This is a genomic window from Arthrobacter bambusae (assembly GCF_030812595.1).
In the GTDB taxonomy this organism is placed as follows: Bacteria; Actinomycetota; Actinomycetes; order Actinomycetales; family Micrococcaceae; genus Arthrobacter; species Arthrobacter bambusae_B.
Window position 1 is genome coordinate 219,342 of the sequence record NZ_JAUSSZ010000006.1, and the last position, 16,528, is coordinate 235,869.

General features: G+C 64.0%; 18 protein-coding genes and 1 tRNA gene. 4 read left to right on the forward strand and 15 right to left on the reverse strand.

Annotation, left to right across the window (positions count from 1 at the left end; all coding sequences use genetic code 11):
- Positions 1-40: 40 nt before the first annotated feature.
- A complete protein-coding gene (epsC, locus tag J2S96_RS10605; RefSeq protein ID WP_306862761.1) occupies positions 41-625 on the forward strand; it encodes a serine O-acetyltransferase EpsC in 585 nt (194 codons plus the stop codon).
- On the opposite strand, the gene J2S96_RS10610 is transcribed toward epsC, so the two are convergent.
- Positions 622-1,455, reverse strand: a complete 834-nt coding sequence (locus J2S96_RS10610; protein ID WP_306862764.1) for an oxidoreductase — start codon at positions 1,453-1,455, stop codon at positions 622-624. The genes epsC and J2S96_RS10610 overlap by 4 nt on opposite strands.
- Before the next feature lie 164 nt (positions 1,456-1,619).
- On the reverse strand, positions 1,620-3,056 hold the full coding sequence (gene gndA, locus J2S96_RS10615) for an NADP-dependent phosphogluconate dehydrogenase (RefSeq protein ID WP_306862767.1): 1,437 nt from the start codon (positions 3,054-3,056) through the stop codon (positions 1,620-1,622).
- A gap of 233 nt (positions 3,057-3,289) precedes the next feature.
- On the opposite strand from gndA, the gene J2S96_RS10620 reads away from it, so the two are divergent.
- Positions 3,290-4,018 (forward strand): FadR/GntR family transcriptional regulator, encoded by a 729-nt coding sequence (locus J2S96_RS10620; protein ID WP_306862770.1) that lies wholly within the window; start codon positions 3,290-3,292, stop codon positions 4,016-4,018.
- A gap of 41 nt (positions 4,019-4,059) precedes the next feature.
- Here the strand turns inward: J2S96_RS10620 and J2S96_RS10625 are convergent, their stop codons facing one another.
- From J2S96_RS10625 to J2S96_RS10635, 3 genes are read right to left on the reverse strand one after another with little or no spacing between them, the layout of a single operon-like run.
- A complete protein-coding gene (locus J2S96_RS10625) occupies positions 4,060-5,118 on the reverse strand; it encodes an L-idonate 5-dehydrogenase (protein WP_306862773.1) in 1,059 nt (352 codons plus the stop codon).
- On the reverse strand, positions 5,118-5,888 hold the full coding sequence (locus tag J2S96_RS10630; RefSeq protein ID WP_306862776.1) for an SDR family oxidoreductase: 771 nt from the start codon (positions 5,886-5,888) through the stop codon (positions 5,118-5,120). The genes J2S96_RS10625 and J2S96_RS10630 overlap by 1 nt, the downstream gene beginning before the upstream one ends.
- A 19-nt stretch (positions 5,889-5,907) precedes the next feature.
- Positions 5,908-6,813 (reverse strand): NAD(P)-dependent oxidoreductase, encoded by a 906-nt coding sequence (locus tag J2S96_RS10635; RefSeq protein ID WP_306862779.1) that lies wholly within the window; start codon positions 6,811-6,813, stop codon positions 5,908-5,910.
- Positions 6,814-6,884: 71 nt separating this feature from the next.
- Between J2S96_RS10635 and J2S96_RS10640 the strand changes: the two genes are divergently transcribed.
- Positions 6,885-7,952, forward strand: a complete 1,068-nt coding sequence (locus J2S96_RS10640) for a D-2-hydroxyacid dehydrogenase (RefSeq protein ID WP_306862782.1) — start codon at positions 6,885-6,887, stop codon at positions 7,950-7,952.
- Between the two features lie 161 nt (positions 7,953-8,113).
- On the opposite strand, the gene J2S96_RS10645 is transcribed toward J2S96_RS10640, so the two are convergent.
- The 6 genes from J2S96_RS10645 to J2S96_RS10670 all read right to left on the reverse strand — a co-directional run bounded on the left by J2S96_RS10645 (position 8,114) and on the right by J2S96_RS10670 (position 13,121).
- On the reverse strand, positions 8,114-9,463 hold the full coding sequence (locus tag J2S96_RS10645) for an MFS transporter (RefSeq protein ID WP_306862784.1): 1,350 nt from the start codon (positions 9,461-9,463) through the stop codon (positions 8,114-8,116).
- Positions 9,464-9,622: 159 nt separating this feature from the next.
- On the reverse strand, positions 9,623-10,420 hold the full coding sequence (locus J2S96_RS10650; protein WP_306862787.1) for an IclR family transcriptional regulator: 798 nt from the start codon (positions 10,418-10,420) through the stop codon (positions 9,623-9,625).
- 287 nt (positions 10,421-10,707) lie between these two features.
- A complete protein-coding gene (locus J2S96_RS10655; RefSeq protein ID WP_306862788.1) occupies positions 10,708-11,235 on the reverse strand; it encodes a methyltransferase family protein in 528 nt (175 codons plus the stop codon).
- Between the two features lie 79 nt (positions 11,236-11,314).
- A complete protein-coding gene (locus J2S96_RS10660) occupies positions 11,315-12,073 on the reverse strand; it encodes a hypothetical protein (protein ID WP_306862791.1) in 759 nt (252 codons plus the stop codon).
- Positions 12,070-12,516 carry a DUF6114 domain-containing protein gene (locus tag J2S96_RS10665; RefSeq protein WP_306862793.1) on the reverse strand — a complete coding sequence of 149 codons (447 nt, stop codon included), beginning with the start codon at positions 12,514-12,516 and terminating at the stop codon, positions 12,070-12,072. The genes J2S96_RS10660 and J2S96_RS10665 overlap by 4 nt, the downstream gene beginning before the upstream one ends.
- Complete coding sequence (locus J2S96_RS10670; RefSeq protein ID WP_306862795.1) at positions 12,507-13,121, reverse strand: DUF6230 family protein; 615 nt, start codon at positions 13,119-13,121, stop codon at positions 12,507-12,509. The genes J2S96_RS10665 and J2S96_RS10670 overlap by 10 nt, the downstream gene beginning before the upstream one ends.
- A 121-nt stretch (positions 13,122-13,242) precedes the next feature.
- Between J2S96_RS10670 and J2S96_RS10675 the strand changes: the two genes are divergently transcribed.
- Entirely contained in the window at positions 13,243-13,842 is a 600-nt protein-coding gene (locus J2S96_RS10675; RefSeq protein ID WP_306862798.1) for a TetR/AcrR family transcriptional regulator, read from the forward strand.
- A gap of 160 nt (positions 13,843-14,002) precedes the next feature.
- Here J2S96_RS10675 and J2S96_RS10680 read toward each other — a convergent pair.
- The 4 genes from J2S96_RS10680 to J2S96_RS10695 all read right to left on the reverse strand — a co-directional run bounded on the left by J2S96_RS10680 (position 14,003) and on the right by J2S96_RS10695 (position 16,020).
- A tRNA-Val gene (locus J2S96_RS10680) sits at positions 14,003-14,078 on the reverse strand.
- A 72-nt stretch (positions 14,079-14,150) separates the two neighbouring features.
- Positions 14,151-15,092 (reverse strand): Sir2 family NAD-dependent protein deacetylase, encoded by a 942-nt coding sequence (locus J2S96_RS10685; RefSeq protein ID WP_306862800.1) that lies wholly within the window; start codon positions 15,090-15,092, stop codon positions 14,151-14,153.
- Between the two features lie 5 nt (positions 15,093-15,097).
- Positions 15,098-15,601 carry a peroxiredoxin gene (locus J2S96_RS10690; protein WP_306862802.1) on the reverse strand — a complete coding sequence of 168 codons (504 nt, stop codon included), beginning with the start codon at positions 15,599-15,601 and terminating at the stop codon, positions 15,098-15,100.
- Positions 15,598-16,020: a DUF3052 domain-containing protein gene (locus J2S96_RS10695; RefSeq protein ID WP_306862804.1), complete on the reverse strand. Its 423-nt coding sequence runs from the start codon at positions 16,018-16,020 to the stop codon at positions 15,598-15,600. Before J2S96_RS10695 ends, J2S96_RS10690 begins: the two co-directional genes overlap by 4 nt.
- Positions 16,021-16,528: the final 508 nt, after the last annotated feature.

The window sequence follows — 16,528 nt, forward strand, 5'->3', positions numbered from 1 at the left end:
CGCGCAACCGCTTTCTTCCCTTTCCTGTAGAAAGGTCTTTGTGAGCTTCTTCGCAAGACTTATGGAGGACCTCGAGGCCGCCCGGTCACATGACCCGGCGGCCCGAGGCTCCTTTGAGAACTTTTTTGCATATTCCGGGCTGCATGCCATCTGGGCGCACCGCCTGACGCACAAATTGTGGCAAAACCCCGGGCTGCGCTTCCCGGCACGGCTTATTTCGCAGCTTGCCCGCTTCCTGACCGGCATCGAGATCCACCCCGGCGCGACCATCGGCCGCAGGTTCTTTATTGACCACGGCATGGGTGTGGTCATCGGTGAGACTGCCGAGATCGGCGAAGACGTCATGATCTACCACGGCGTGACGTTGGGTGGCCGTTCCTTAGCGAAGGTCAAGCGCCACCCCACCATCGGGGACCGGGTCACTATCGGAGCCGGAGCGAAGGTCCTTGGACCCATCACCATCGGCGCAGACAGTGCCGTAGGCGCCAATGCCGTAGTGGTCAAGGACGCACCACCTGAGTCGATCATCACCGGCGTTCCGGCAACGTGGCGCCACCGCGATGCCCAGAGCGAAACCAAACCCGCCGTCGATCCTGCCGAGTACTACATCGAATACCGGATCTAGCCCGAAAAGCGCTTGTAGGCATTCCAGAAAACGGTGTCGAACGCGCGGTCGGGAAGTACCCTCCGCAAGGCCAGTATGGTCCAGGCTCCCCTGCCCACCGGGTAGCGGGTCCTGGGCCGGCGCGAGGTCGCGGCATGCACAATAGCGCTCGCCACGGTGCGCGGGTGCGTCGAGAGCGCCGTTCCCGACGTCGATGCCAGGGCAGCTGCCACGATCCCGGCCTGCTCACGATACGGTCCTTGCCCGGAGACCGCCAGCAAGCTCTCCCCCGCGATGGTTCCCCATTCCGTGTCCGTGCCCGCGGGCTCGATGATCGCAACGTCGATCCCATGGGGCTTCAGTTCGAGGCGCAGCGAGTCGCTGAGGCCCTCGACGGCGAACTTTGTCGCGTGGTACCAGGCGCCCAGGGGTTCATACATTTTGCCCCCGATCGAGGAGACGTTGATGATCCTGCCGGAAGCTGCGGCACGCATCACGGGAATCACCAGCTGGGACATCCGGGCGAGACCGAACACATTGACCTCGAACTGGCGCCGTCCCTCATCCAGCGGCACCTCTTCCAAGGAACCGTAAGACCCGTATCCGGCGTTGTTGACCAGCACGTCGATCCGTCCCTGTTCAGCCAGGACAAGGTCTACAGCGGCCTTCATTGAGTCATCCTCAGTGACGTCCAGCGACAAAACCTTGATTCCGTGGGCTTTGAGCGGCTCCATTTTCGCTACTCGCCGCGCCCCCGCATATACGACCATTCCCGCCTTCCTGAGCTTGACGGCGGCTTCGAAACCGATTCCGGTTGATGCCCCGGTGACAAATGCGACGCGTTGTGGCATGGACTGCTCCTCGTGTGGCCTGTGGCGTTTTCTTTCCGGACCTGGATACGGCAAAGGCCGGCGCCTCCACAGTATCGGGGAAGTGCCGGCCTTTGAGCAGTAGAGTGGGGCAGCAGGGTCCCTGCGTGGCGACGCAGTCGACACGAAAGGACCTGCCCCAATCTTTAGTGGGTGTCGACTGCCGAGATCTCGGACTTGTCTTCGCCCCACAGGGTGTGGAACGTGCCCTCGGCGTCAACGCGGCCGTAGGTGTGCGCACCGAAGAGGTCGCGCTGACCCTGGATGAGGGCAGCGGCGAGGCGCTTGCGGCGGAGGCCGTCGTAGTAGGCCAGCGAGGAAGAGAACACCGGAACGGGGATGCCCAGCTGGACCGCCGTTGCCACCACGCGTCGCCATGCCGGCAGCGCGCCCGCAATAGCCTTGGTGAAGGCCGGGGCGAACAGCAGGTTGGCCGGCTTCTCTTCGGCCGCGTAGGCGTTGGTGATTTCCTTCAGCAGCTCGGCGCGGATGATGCAGCCGCCGCGCCACAACGAAGCGATTTCATCGAGCTTGAGGTCCCAGCCGTATTCCTTCGCGGCGGAGGTCAGCATGTCCAGGCCCTGGGCGTACGAAACCAGCTTGGAAGCGTAGAGCGCCTGGCGGACGTCCTCGATGAAGTTCTCGGGGACCTCGACGGCGATTTCCTCGCCGGCGAGCAGTTCCTGGCCCAGCTTCCGCTGTTCCGTCTGGGAAGACAGTGCACGGGCGAAGACCGACTCTGCGATGCCCGAGACCGGGGAGCCAAGCTCAAGGGCGGAGATGACTGTCCAGCGGCCGGTGCCCTTCTGGCCGGCAGCGTCGACAACGACATCGACGAACGGCTTGCCCGTCTTGGCGTCAACGTGCCCAAGGACCTCAGCGGAGATTTCGATCAGGAAGGACGCGAGTTCGCCCTTGTTCCATTCGGCGAAGATCTTGGACTGCTCGGCCGGCTCGATGCCCGCGCCCGAGCGCAGGAGATCGAAGGCTTCACCGATGACCTGCATGTCTGCGTATTCGATACCGTTGTGGACCATCTTGACGAAGTGTCCGGCGCCGTCGGTGCCGATCCAGGCACAGCACGGCTTGCCGTCAACCTTGGCGGAGATCTTTTCGAGCAGCGGGCCCAAGGCGTCGTAGGACTCCCTGGAACCACCGGGCATGATGGAGGGGCCGTTGAGGGCGCCCTCTTCGCCACCGGAAACACCGACGCCCACGAAGTGCAGGTCTTTCTCGGCCAGGGCGGCTTCGCGGCGGCGGGTGTCCTCGTAGTGCGAGTTGCCGGCGTCGATCACGATGTCACCGGGCTCGAGCAAGGGAACGAGCTGGTCGATGACGGCATCGACGGGCTTGCCGGCCTTCACCATGATCAGGACGCGGCGGGGCTTCTCGAGGGAGTCAACGAGTTCCTGGAGGGTTTCCGTGCGGATGAAGTCGCCGTCGGTGCCGTGCTTGGCCAGCAGGGCGTCGGTCTTCTCGACGGAACGGTTGTGGAGGGCAACGGTGAAGCCGTTGCGGGCCAGGTTGCGGGCCAGATTGGCGCCCATCACCGCGAGGCCGGTGACACCGATGTGTGCTGACATCAAAACTCCAATTCATTCTTGTGCGTCGAGTCCTGCTCGGAGCGAGGAAACGCTTTCTAGAGCAGTAGCTGGAATAAACCATACGTATTCGGACCACGTCTGGGAAAGTTGCGCCCACGTTTTGGAAACGTCCGCGTCACAAAAGAGTCTATGTTGCGAGCTCGTACCGTGGGGAGTTTCCAGGTGCCCGGACTTCCAGTGGCGGGGCGCGCTGCGCCACTATGCTTACCACTATGTCAACCAGCCTCCACTACCGCGCTGTCGAGCATCTGGGTACCCGGATCGTCGGCGGCATGCTCCCCACCGGTCACGTCATGTTGGCTGAGCACCTTGAGGAGGAACTCAAAGTGTCACGGTCGGTGGTGCGGGAGGCCGTCAGGGTGCTGCAGTCCTTGGGACTGGTTGAAACCATCAAACGCGTCGGCATCCGGGTCCTCCCCGCGCACCGCTGGAATCCCTTCGATCCACTGGTTATCCGTTGGCGCTTGGCCGGGGAAGGCCGCGGCGCACAGTTGCGCTCCCTCGCGGAACTCCGCTCCGCCGTCGAGCCCGTAGCCGCGGAGCTGGCCGCGGAAAACGCTCCTGATGCCCTGCGCAGCGAGCTGCTGGAAATTTCGCTGGCCATGCGTGAAGCAGGCCGGGCGGGCGACATGCCCACCTTCCTGGACCTCGACATCCGATTTCACGCCCTGGTGCTCTCCGGGTCCGGAAATGAAATGTTCGCGAACCTGATCGGGCAGGTCACGGAGACCCTCACCGGCCGGACTGTCCACGGCCTCATGCCCGAACATCCGAAGGAAGCCGCTTTGCAATGGCATCTGGATGTTGCCCAGGGCATCAGCGACAGGGACGGCGACAAAGCCCGCGAGGCCTCGTCCAACATCATGCGGGAGACCATCGCGGACCTGTCACCGAGCTGGGAAGGCCAGCCTCGGGTATTTGTTCCAGTCGAGCGGCGCTGATCGCCGACGCCGCTCCACTGGTGCCTTGATCGGCCGGGAGCCTAGTCCACGGGCTGGAAATTCAGCAGGACCTTGCCCGACTCGGCAGAGTTCTTGGCCACCTCGAAGGCTTCCAGGCCGCGGTCCAGCGTGAATTCGTGGGTCACCACCGGATCCACGTAGAGCGAACCGTCCGCGAGCGCGGCAATGACCTCGTCGATTTCGTTGTTGAAGCGGAAGGAGCCGAGCAGTTCGAGTTCGCGGGTAATGGCCAGCGAAATGAACACCGGCTGCGGTCCCGAAGGCAGCAGCCCGACCATGACCACCTTCCCACCGCGTACCGCGCCCTTGATGGCCGACGCCAGTCCGAAGTGGCTGCCGGAGGACTCGATGACGACGTCGGCCTCCACGGCGGCGATCGCTTCGGCGTCGTCGCCCTTGAGAACCTCGTCCGCACCCACAGCACGGGCGATCTCCAGGGGCTTGTCGTGCATGTCGACGGCTACTATCCGGGTTGCGCCCGCGCGCTTGAGCACGGCAACTGCCAGCGCGCCGATCGGACCGCTTCCGATGACGAGCGCCGTTTTTCCGGCTACGTCCCCTGCGCGGGCGACGGCGTGCCAGGCGACGCTGGCCGGCTCCACAAGCGCCGCCGTGCGCAAGTCCAGCGTGGCTGGAAGCGCCCGGAGCATGCGGGACGGCAGGGTGGCGTAGCGGCTGAAGGCGCCGTCCGTGTGCGGATACCGCGCCGCACTCCCGAGGTAGGTGCAGCCCGGGGAGAGGTTGGGGCGGTCTTCCGGGTACCTGGCTGCACCCGGAGCCGGGGTCGCGGGGTGGACGGCGACGGCGGTTCCGGCTGCCGGGCCGCTGCCGTCGGCGGCCTGCTGGACAACCGTGCCGACGATTTCATGCCCGAGCACCATCGGAGCCTTCAGGATTGATTCCCCCGCCGCGCCATGGAGCCAGTAGTGCAGGTCCGAGCCGCAGATGCCGCCGTAGGCGATTTCGACGACGGCCTGGTCCGGGGTCGGAACGACGAGTGCGATGTCCTCGATGCGAAGGTCGCCCGCGGCGTGGGCCACAACCGCGGGTGAGGACTGGGGAAGCTGGAAGCTGCTCATTAGACGACCACCGTCATTCCGCCGTCGACGAAGATCGTCTGGCCGTTTACGAAGTTGGAAGCCTCGGAGGCAAGCCAGACCGCCGGACCCGCGAGATCCGCCACCGTTCCCCATCGGTGGGCCGGCGTCCGGCCCAGGATCCAGGAATTGAAGTCGGGATCGTCCACGAGGTTCTGGGTCATTTCGGTGTGGATGTAACCGGGCGCGATGCCGTTGATCTGAAGGCCGGAGGCCGCCCATTCGGCGGTCATGGCGCGTGTCAGGTTGCGCAGGCCGCCCTTGGCAGCGACGTAAGGGGCGATCGTTGGACGTGCCAGGTCGGTCTGCACCGAGCAGATGTTGATGATCTTGCCCCGGCCCCGGGGGATCATGTGGCGGGCGGCTTCACGCCCCACGAGGAAGGCGCTCGTCAGGTCGGTCGTGATGACCCGCTCCCAGTCCTTCACCTCCAGGTCCAGCATCGGGACGCGGTGCTGGATTCCGGCATTGTTGACAAGGATATCGAGGGGGCCCACATTCTCTTCGACCCACGTGATTCCCCGGGCCGCCTCGGTATCGCTGGTGACGTCGAAGGCACAACTGTGGATGCGTCCGGGCCCGAAGTCCGCCGCCATGGCAGCTTCCGCGTCCTTGAGCCGTTCCGGGTTGATGCCGTTGAGGACAACGGTGGCACCGGCGTCGGCCAATCCGCGGGCAAGGGCATTGCCGATGCCGCGGCTGGATCCGGTCACGAGCGCGACGCGCCCGGTGAGGTCAAAGAGTCCACTCATGGTTGTTTCCTTACGTGGTTCAGAGGGCTACGGAAGAGTCGCTGAGGTTGGCGATGGCCTGGCGAACAACGGCGAGGTCCTGGTCGCCCAGGCCTTGGTCGATCAGTTCGCGGTAGAGCTCGACGCCGGCAGTCGCCATGGGGACGGCGGCACCGGCCGCTTCGGCGCTTTCGAGCACGAACTTGAGGTCCTTGTGCATGAACTTCGCGGGGCCTGTGGGAGCGTAGTCCTTTGCTGCCAAGCGTGGGCCGACGATCTCCAGGACCCGGCTTCCGGCGAGGCCGCCGGCCAGGACGTCGAAGAGGGCCGAAGCATCCATGCCCGAGCGCTCCGCGAGTTCGGCGGCTTCCGCGAGCGCCGCCGTCGTGGTCCCGACGATCAGTTGGTTGCAGGCCTTGGCCAGCGAACCGGCACCCAGGTTGCCCATGCGACGGACCGTGGTACCCATGGATTGGAACACGGGAAGCGAGCGCTGGAAGTCTTCTTCGCCCGCTCCCACCATGATGGCCAACGTGCCGTCCTGTGCACCTTTCGTGCCTCCGCTGACCGGGGCGTCGACGACGACGGCGTTCCCGCCGCTTGCGTTCTGGACGGTCCGGCCGAATTCCTTCACGGCGCTCGGGGACACGCTGCTCATGATGATGATTGTGGTTCCCGGAAGCGGCGCGTCCGAGCGCCAGGACTCGAGCAGCGGGGCGGCGGCATCCTGGATGTAGGAGAGATCCGGAAGCATGAAGATGATGAGGGGTTGGTCCCGGAGTGCTGCAACGGACTCCGAACGTTGGCCACCGAGCTTCTCGAGTTCGGTAAGCGCCCCGGCCGAACGGTTCCACGCAGTCACCTCCCAGCCGTTGCCGAGCAGATTGGCTGCCATGGGAAAGCCCATGAGCCCGAGTCCCACAAAACCTGCCGTTTTGGCGGTCATCGTTCGCATACACCTCACTTCATTGTGGTTCATCTATCAAAAACTGTTCAATATCCTAGCCTCAATTCAGTATGATGAACACTATGACGACTGATGAACTCACCATCGCGATCGCCGTCCCGCTCGAAGCTGAGCATGTGGAGCGTATCCGCGCAGTAGATCCGAGCATTAGAGTGCTCTACGATCCCGAGCTCCTTCCCCCGGAACGCTTCCCGGCCGACCACTCGGGCGATCCGGATTTCAAGCGGACGCCCGAACAAGAGGACCGCTACTGGTCCATGTTGAACAGGGCCCAGGTCCTCTACGGCTTCCCCAACGAGAATCCAGCCGGCCTGGCCCGCATCGCGCGGAGCAACCCGCACCTGCAGTGGATCCATGCCATGGCGGCAGGTGCCGGTGGCGCAGTGAAGGCCTCGGGCCTCGACGGCGAGACCTTGCAGAAGTTCAAGGTCACCACCTCCGCGGGCGTGCATGCCCTCCCGCTGGCCGAGTTTGCAGCCATGGGCATCCTCAACGGCTTCAAGCGCAGCGCGGAACTTGCACAGGACCAGGCCGCCAAAGTCTGGCCCGAGCTGCGCACCCCCACCAAACTCATGAACGGCTCCAAGCTGGTCATTACGGGCCTTGGCGAAATCGGACTTGAAACCGCCCGCATCGCCCGCGCGCTTGGCATGAAGGTGAGCGGAACCAAGCGGAACGTCGAAGCGATCGAAGGAATCGATGAGGTCGCGGACAACGATGGCCTGGCGGGACTGCTGGCTACGGCCGACGCCGTCGTCAACACCCTCCCCGGGACGCCGTACACGGAGAAGCTCTTCAACCACGAGGCCTTCACGGCAATGAAGCCCGGCACGGTTTTCGTCAACGTTGGCCGCGGAACCGTGGTTGATGAGGAGGCGCTGCTCGAAGCCCTGGACAACGGCCAGGTCTCCTATGCCTGCCTGGACGTTTTCGCCGTCGAACCGCTCCCCCAGGACAGCCCCCTGTGGAACCACCCGAAGGTCATGGTCTCGCCCCACACATCCGCCCTCAGCGCCGCTGAAAACCGGCTCATCGCCGAGCGTTTCGCCGGCAACCTGCGTACGTTCCTCGACGGCGGCGAGCTCCCCCACCTCGTGGACACGGTGCACTTCTACTAAGCGCATCCTCACTGAAGCGTTCGCAAAGCGGCCTTTCCGGTTCAACCGGAGGGGCCGCTTTGCTGTGTGGGGCACACCTGCATTGGCCAAAACCAAAGCGACGGCCCCTCCTGATTCGGAGGGGCCGTCGCTGCATGCGTACGTCGGGTACGGGACGCTGCCTAGCGGGCGTCTTCCAGGGCCGTCAGATCGCGGCCAACCGTTTCCGGCGTGAAGAACGTGGTGATGTATGAAATCAGCGCCAGGACCAGCGAATAGACCGCCAGGACCACCCAGGAGTTCCCCGTGGCGGCCAGGAGGGCAGCACCAATCAGGGGAACGAGGCCGCCGGCGAAGACAGCCGAAATTTCACGGCTCAAGGCCACACCCGTGAACCGGTACTGCGAACCGAACAATTCCGGAAGCAGCGGGCACTGCGGGCCAAGCATGGACTGCACACCGAGGGCGATACCGACCACCATGACGGCCCACACGAGGGTGACGTTGCCAAGAGTGACGAGGTAGAAAGCCGGAATAGCGAAGATTGCCTGGAACAGGGCCCCGTAGCGGTAAACCTTCACTCGACCAATTCGGTCCGACAAAGCGCCGAACGCAATCACCATGACAGCGGCGAATCCAGCAGCGATCAGCAGACCGACCGGGCCGATGAACTTGTCTCCCGGGAAGACTCCTTCCTTGACGGAAATGAAGGAGATGAGGAGCGTTCCGTAGATTGACGAGTTGCCGTTTTCACCCATGCGGAGGCCGATGCCGATCAACAGGTTCTTCCTGGAGTGCCGCCACAGTTCGCCAACGGGGTTCTTCACCACGTTCTTGTGCTTCTCCAGCTCCTGGAACACCGGGGTTTCCTTCAGCCTGAGGCGGATGAAGAGGGCCACAATGATCAGGATGAAACTGGCCAGGAACGGAACACGCCATAGCCAGCCCTCAAGAACGCTTTTGTTGGCCATGCCAATGAGCGCAAAAGTACCGGCGCCGAGGAGGGTTCCAAGCTGGATGCCCACGAACGGCAGCGAAGCGAAGTAGCCGCGGCGCTTGGGCGGAGCGACTTCGGAGATCAGCGTTGTTGCGCCAGCCTGTTCGGCTCCGGCACCGAGGCCCTGGACGATCCGAAGCACCACGAGGAGGACGGCGCCGAGCATGCCGGCCTGTTCGAAGGTCGGCAGCAGGCCGATCGCGAAGCTGGCAAGGCCCATCATGCCGATGGTCATCAAGAGGACCATCTTGCGGCCGAAGCGGTCTCCGATGACTCCGAAGAGGACGCCACCGAAGGGGCGCGCCGCGAATCCGACGCCGTAGGTGGCGAACGACGCGATCAACGCGCCACTTTCGCCCAAGGGCTTGAAGAACAGCGGTCCGAAGATCAGGGCCGAAGCCAGACCATAAATGTAGAAGTCGTAGTACTCCAGAGCGGATCCTACGGAACTGGCAAGAGTTGCCCTTCGCAGCTGTTCCGGCTCAACTACTGCGCCGTCCGCCTCAGCAAGCTTTGTCTTAGTACTAGTTGTCACAAGCACTCCCTCAAGAACACTCCAGACCCCCGTTGGCCTGGCGAGATAGTGTCAGCCGCCATGGCGTGAATCACTATAGTGAACAGAGTACAGCACGTTGAACAACTTTCAAGTGGTGTAATCAGATTTATTTATGACCCTCAGCGGGAGCGGGGTCGGCTAGCCCATCGGGTTGCCCAGCGAATGGGCAAGTTCCTTGAGCTCCTTCACCATCAGGGCTGCCTGCTCCTCGGAAAAGGTGGCCTTCAGGGCAGTCACCGACAGTCCGAGGCTGGGGCCGTGCGCCCCATGGGTCGGGACGGGCACGGCCAGGCAAACCACGCCGAGCGTGGACTCCTCGTCCTCCAGGGCATAGCCCTGCTTGCGGATCGCTGCCACCTGGGCCTTGAGCTCAGCAGCACTCCGGAGGGACTTCGGGGTCATCACAGGCAGCTCCACGTCATCCGGGAACATCGCCTCGATGTCGTGGTCGTGAAGCTGGGCCAGGAGGACCTTTCCGACGGCGCTCAGGGAAAGGGGCATTTTGTCGCCGATGTTCGACGTGAGCCGGACGGCCGGGTGCCCTTCGTAGCGAGCCAGGTAAATGATGTGATCGCCGTCGATCATCGCAATACGCACCGTTTCGCCGGAGAGCGTTGGCGCCTGTTCGCAGAACTTGTAGAACTCTTGGACTTCATCGAGGCGGCTGAGATACGCGGCACCAAGTTCAACCAGCTTTCGGCCGAGTGAAAAGTCGGCGCCTTCGCGGGTGATTAGCCGGGCTTCCTCGAGAGCCATCAGCAGGTTCGACGTCGAAGACTTCGGAATCCCGAGCTCGCGGGAAAGGTCGCTCAGCGTCAGTCGGCCCGAGGGTGCTTCCGCCAGGGCATCCAATACCGCGGCAGCGCGGGTCACGGCAGGCGCCGGCGAGGAGCTCCCCAGTCCATCGGCGGAACGGGGGGTGCGGGAATCGGCCATGATTCTCCTTCGCAATCGTGCGTCTGGCGCAGAGCTGGCGCGTGCCTGGAAGAAACACCGCCCCAAGGCAGCAGAATCCGATCCGCGGCAATCACGCTTGTTCAATCCACTGAACAACCACCATCATAGTGGCTTGATGCCGGGATGAGACGCGCCGGACGGAGAGTGGCTTCCTTTCCATATCCAAAAATTCTCTGTATATTCATTTTTGAGCTCTCCACCGCGGCATCCCCCAATAGTCGCGGTGGAGGGCTCTTCCAATTCCCGGCTCGGATCGGGTACCGGCGTCAGGCTTGTTGGCGCCAAGGAGTGAGCCGGGGAAGCCAACGCGGAACGTTGGCACGGTAGGCCTCATACTCGGCGCCGAACTTCCTCGCCAGAGACGGCTCCTCGTGCAACCTGACGAAAGCCACCACGGGAATTGCGCCCAGCGCGGCCAAGCCGAACAGCTTCGGCTGTCCCAGGAGGAGGCCCTGCCCGGTGATCGCGGCGCCGATGCCCACGTAGATGGGGTTCCGCACGAACCTGTAGAAGCCGCTCACCACGAGGTTCTTCGGCGGCGCAAAAGGTGCCGGCGTGCCCAATCCTTCAAGGGCGAACCGTGCAAATGAATTGGTGATCACGGCCGCGCCGGCGCCGATCAGCAGGACACCCGCGCACTGGGCCGCCACTCCCCCGGGCACGGGACGTTGCACCTTCCAGCGGGTCACCACCCATGGCAACAGGCCTGCGACGGTAGCAGGAGCCGACGCGAACACGGCTGTACCGATTTTGGCTAGCCGCATTTCACGTACTGCATCCTCCGACGCCGTCATGCTGCCATTGTGAGCCGCCAAACCATGGGCGGCAAGCACCATGGCCGAATGCTTCCATGACGCAGGGAAGTGTTGCCGGCTAGGGCTGGACCATCCGCTGGTCGGTGTTCGTGTAGGTGATCGAGTCTGCCGTGGCCCCGACAAGGCCCATCGTGACTTTGAGGAGGCCGGGCGCGACGTCGTCGAGGGGTGGAGGCGTGTCGGTGCCGAGCGCCAGGCTGCGCCCGGAGGAGGTCGTGCCGGTGACGGATCCCAAGTAGACGCTGACGTGCCCGCTGAGCACCATCTTGTCCGCCGATGTGACGAGGCCGGGGCCGTTGGCGTGCCGCACGGTGAGGGTAAACCCGTTGATGGTGATCGAGTCGGCCGTGATTTTCAGGGCGCGTTGGCCGCTGCCGTCGGCGGTCGGCACGGTCACGATGCTGACCGAGCTGAGGCCCGTGAAGGACAGGCTCTGGGAGCCCATTGAGGCCGGCGTCTTGGTGAAGACCGGCGTTCCGCCGTCCCGGGGCGCCGCCACCGGGGCGGTGGATGTCGGATCGGGGGTCGCGGTGGGGTCCGGGCTCGCCGTCGAGCCGACGCCCGGGACCGCCGGGCCGGTGGGGCTGGAACCGAGGCCCGGCAGCTGGGTGCCGGGCACCGTGGGGAGTGGTCCCGGGGCCGGTCCCTGGGTGGGAGTGCCCGGCCCCGGCGTCGAGGTGGGGCAGGAGACCAGGAGCGGCACGCACAGCTCAGTCGGGGCGCTCTCAGGGGCCCGAGCAGCTCCGAGGGTGAAGGGCAGCGCGATGATCGAGCCGGTCAGGACGGCGGCCACGGCGCGGATGCGGCGTACGTTCACTCCGCTCTCTTTCCTTGCTTGGCCCCCGCGCCCATCCACGCGACGACAAGGACTCCCCCGGCCCCGGAGAGGAGCATGCCGATGATGAAGCCGCCCATGTTCACGCCGACCAGGGAGTAGATGGCCACCACGAGCGTGAGGATTCCGTAGAACACGTGGTGGGCCGGCATGGTGATCGACAGGACTCCCAGCAGCACCAGCGCGATCGGGATGACGGTGGCCTGGAGCCCTTCGATCCCGAGCTGGATGTGGAGGTGGCCGAGATCGAGCTGCCCTGAGAAGAACATCTCCACCCCGCCGAGGCCGGCCAGCATGCCGCCGACGAACGGCCGCCCGCGGCGCCAGTCGCGGAACGCGGCGGCCCGTCCGGGCGTCGCGTCGCTCCGGGACTGCGCGTGCACCCCGTCCTCCGTGGTCGTCGACGCGCGGCTGCTCAGAAGCATCCCTTGGACCCATCCGTAAGGTCCATGCTCATCCCTGTCAGGGTGAACACTGAGGCTTGCGTGCTCCAGGCCGTCTGCTGAAGGTTCGTGATCGAGATGCTGCCGGAGTCCTGCGCGAAGTCACCGGCGGAGCCCTTCGCCGCCGTGTTGACCGTCGAGGCGTCCACGCCGATCCGGATGTTGCCGAAGGCCGCATCTCCCTTCAGCCCGGTCATCCCGATCTGCAGGTCAGAGGCCGTGGCGGGGTTGCCGCCGCCGCCGGCCTTGATGAGCACGCCCACCTTGCCCAGCGGAGTCTCCGTGACCACGGCCTGGCACAGGTTGGAGAGGGTGGCGCTCTTGATATTGGCGATCGCCACGGCATGCTCTTTGCCTTCGGTGTCCTTGGCGACGCCGGCGTACTGGGAGAACCCGGTTCCGTCGAGCTTGGAGGCACCGATCTGGAACTGGCTGCCGGACACGGCGAAGGAGACGGGCACCGCTCCCTCGGCGACGCCGCCCATCAGGAGTGAGGCGACGAGGGCCGAGGGCACGGCGACGAGGATGATGCGGCCTGCGTGGGACGCGCGCATCCTGCGGACACGCTGAGAGATGGGGAACTTCATTGATCCTCCTGGAACATGGGCCGCCCTGAGCGGCGGGCACTCGGTCGAAGATATCGAGCTTGTTGACTATTAGTCAATAGGGGTCCGACGTGAAGTCCCGCGGATCAGTAGACTTTCTGCTGTGTCCGAACCCCAGCGCGCCCGCCTCAGCCCCCACGACCGAAGGGCGCAGCTCATCGCGGTCGGAGTCAACTTCCTGACCGACCACACGCTGGACGAACTGACCATGGACGAGCTCGCCCGCGGGGCAGGCGTCTCACGCCCGCTGGTGTTCCACTACTTCGAGTCCCGGCAGGGCATGCACCGCGCAGTGGTCACGACGGCGCGGGACAGCCTGCTCGTTGCCAGCGTTCCCCGCCAAGACCTCGCGCCGCGCGAGCGGATCCGGGACACGCTGCTGAGGATCACCATGTTCGTGCAGGAGCACCGTGGAACTTTCTACTCGTTGGTCAGGGGCACAGCCAGCGGCGACCCCGCGGTGCGGAGGATCGTGGACGAGTCACGCGACCTGAACGCCGGCCGCTTGTACGATTCCTTCATCGAACTTGGCCTGGCGGACACCCCGCTGCTGCGCATCGCCCTGCGGTCCTGGGTCGCGTTCGCCGAGGAGACCCTGATCAGCCTGGCGATCGAGCGGGAGACAAGCGCCGATGACGTCGTGCAGTTCCTGGAGGCGTCCCTGCACGGCATGGTCAACTCCGTCTGCGACCAGCGGCTCTGAGGCCCGGGCCTGAGGCCCGGGCCTGGGGCCCGGGCCTGGGGCCAGGGCCTTGGCCCAGGGGGCAACTACTTTCGACTCGAACGGCAACGGCCCAGGCGCTTCACGATCAAAAGAAAAGAGCCCCTGAGCTGCGTTTACACAGTTCAGGGGCTCTTTTTCTTGGTGGGTCCTACCGGGATCGAACCGATGACATCCACGGTGTAAACGTGGCGCTCTACCAGCTGAGCTAAAGACCCAAATAGTGATTTCAACGCCCTCAGCGCTTCAACCAACGAACATGTACTCTACCGGATCAAGCGGCCGGAACACTAATCGGCTGCTCGAAAAGGCAACAAGTCGGGAAGTTCAGCGGCAAGCCACGCCAGCGCGCCACTCACGCCGGCTTCCACTTTGAGGTCCGCGAACCCATCGCCGCGGGTCGGTCCACGGTTGATTATCACTACCGGCTTGCCGAGTTTCGCTGCGTGCCGCACGAACCTAAGCCCGCTCATGACGGTCAACGACGAACCTGCCACCAGGAGCGCCCCGGCTTCGTCCACCATGGAATACGCGCGCTGCACCCGGTCCTTGGGCACATTCTCACCGAAGTACACGAAATCGGGCTTGAGCGTTCCCCCGCACACAGGACAGACCGCGACGACGAACGATCGGATCAGCTCGGGATCCTCCACCGACGCATCGGCGTCGGGTGCCATTTCCACGACGCCGGACGCCTCGGCGGCTTCAAGGAATCCGGGATTGATTTCCTCCAGAATGGACGCCACGAGCCGCCGGCTAAAAACGTGTCCCTCTTCAAGGCAGATCACACGGTCGTAGCGGCCGTGCAGGTCCACCACATTGATGCTGCCCGCGTCCTCATGCAGGCGGTCCACGTTCTGCGTAATGAGGCCCGTCATGAGCCCGCGCCGCTCAAGGAGTGCGACGGCGGCATGTCCGGCATTGGGATCGGCGTGCCGTAGGTGGGACCAGCCTAGGTGGTTCCTCGCCCAGTAACGACGCCGGTTGGCTGGACTTCCGATGAATTCCTGGAAGGTCATCGGATTACGCGGCGCGGCTCCCGGGCCACGGTAGTCAGGGATCCCGGAGTCAGTGCTGAGGCCTGCTCCTGTCAGAACAGCAAGCCGCTTGCCGCCGAGAATCCCGGCAGCCTGGCGGAGAAGGTCAACCTCTCCTGGATCGAGTTCGGCCGTGGGGGCTGGCGGCAGTATGGCGAAGCCGGTCATTCCGACGCCGGGCCGTTGGGCACTCATCGATGCTAGGCCTCGCCGAGTGCTGACAAGGCCTGGCGATATTCCGCCAGGTCGCGTGCCTGGCCGCGCGGATTGACAACGACATAACGCACGATGCCCGCGGCATCAATGATGAACGTGCCCCGCAACGACATTCCCGTAGCCGCATCAAACACGCCGTACTTCTGGGCGACTTCCCCGTGCGGCCAGAAGTCGGCCAAGAGATCGAACCCGTAGCCTTCTTTGTCCGCGTATGCCCGCAGGGCGAACTTGCTGTCGACCGACACCCCCAGGACCGTGGCGTCGGCGTGCTCGAAAATACCCAGATTGTCACGGATCTCGCACAGTTCCCCCGTGCAGATTCCGGAGAAGGCGAAGGGATAAAAGACCACCACGACGTTACGGCCGCGGAGACCGGACAATCGCACCGGTTCCCCGAACTGGTTCACGAGCTCAAAATCCGGGGCTTCCTGGCCAACGACGGGAACTCCTGGACGAAGTCCGGGAGGATTCAACCTGGTGTGCGTCACTTGTTCTTCTTGCGCGCCACGAGCCGCGTGGCGCTCCAGTCCTTGGAGACGCCCGCGGAGGTTGTGCAATGCAAGCCTGCAGTGGGAGCGGCGTCCTGGATATCCGAGGGCGATACGTAATTGTCACGGCCGGACTTGGGGGTCAGGACCCAGACCACGCCGCCTTCGCCCAAGGTGGTCAGCGAATCGACAAGTGCGTCGACAAGGTCTCCATCACCATCACGCCACCAGAAAATGACCGCATCCACTACCTCGTGATCGTCTTCGTCAAGCAGCTCGGAACCCGTGAGTTCCTCAATGTCATCACGCAAATCGAAATCGACATCATCGTCGTAACCGAGTTCCTGAATTAGATCCCCAACTTTGAAACCCAATCTTTCCGCCACATTTACCGATGTGGCGGCGTCGGCCTCGCTCACGTTTCCTCCTCTTGAAGTGATTTCGATTACTACAAGCCAACACCCTTTGAGCGTGTGCTTCAAGCCATTGTCCCGCGTTCCACCATAATCCGCGCCCAAGCCACGGCTAAGCCATCGCGACAATCGCGGTTGTAGCCATGGCTGGGACTACAACTGCCTTTCGATGCAACAGCTTGAGTGTGACATACAACGCCTTCACGACAGCGCGGCTACGCATCGCGGCTCGTACAAAGCTACAGTGGCCATTGAAGACTTTGGCTGCAGGGCAACCGCCCGCCGCGAATAGCGCAGCTTGAGCTCAAGAGAACCTGCCCGGCGCACATGACCGGGTTGTTGTAACCGATATGTCGCACACGCCGCGTTCATGACGGGCAGTTACCCTGCCAGACCTGAGGCGACGATGAATGCGCCAAAAGAGAGGTTGGACGTGGCTGCAGGAGAAGAGACCTCACACATCCTTAGCGGGTTGACTTCCCAGCTGCCTGATCGTGATCCGGAAGAGACTGCC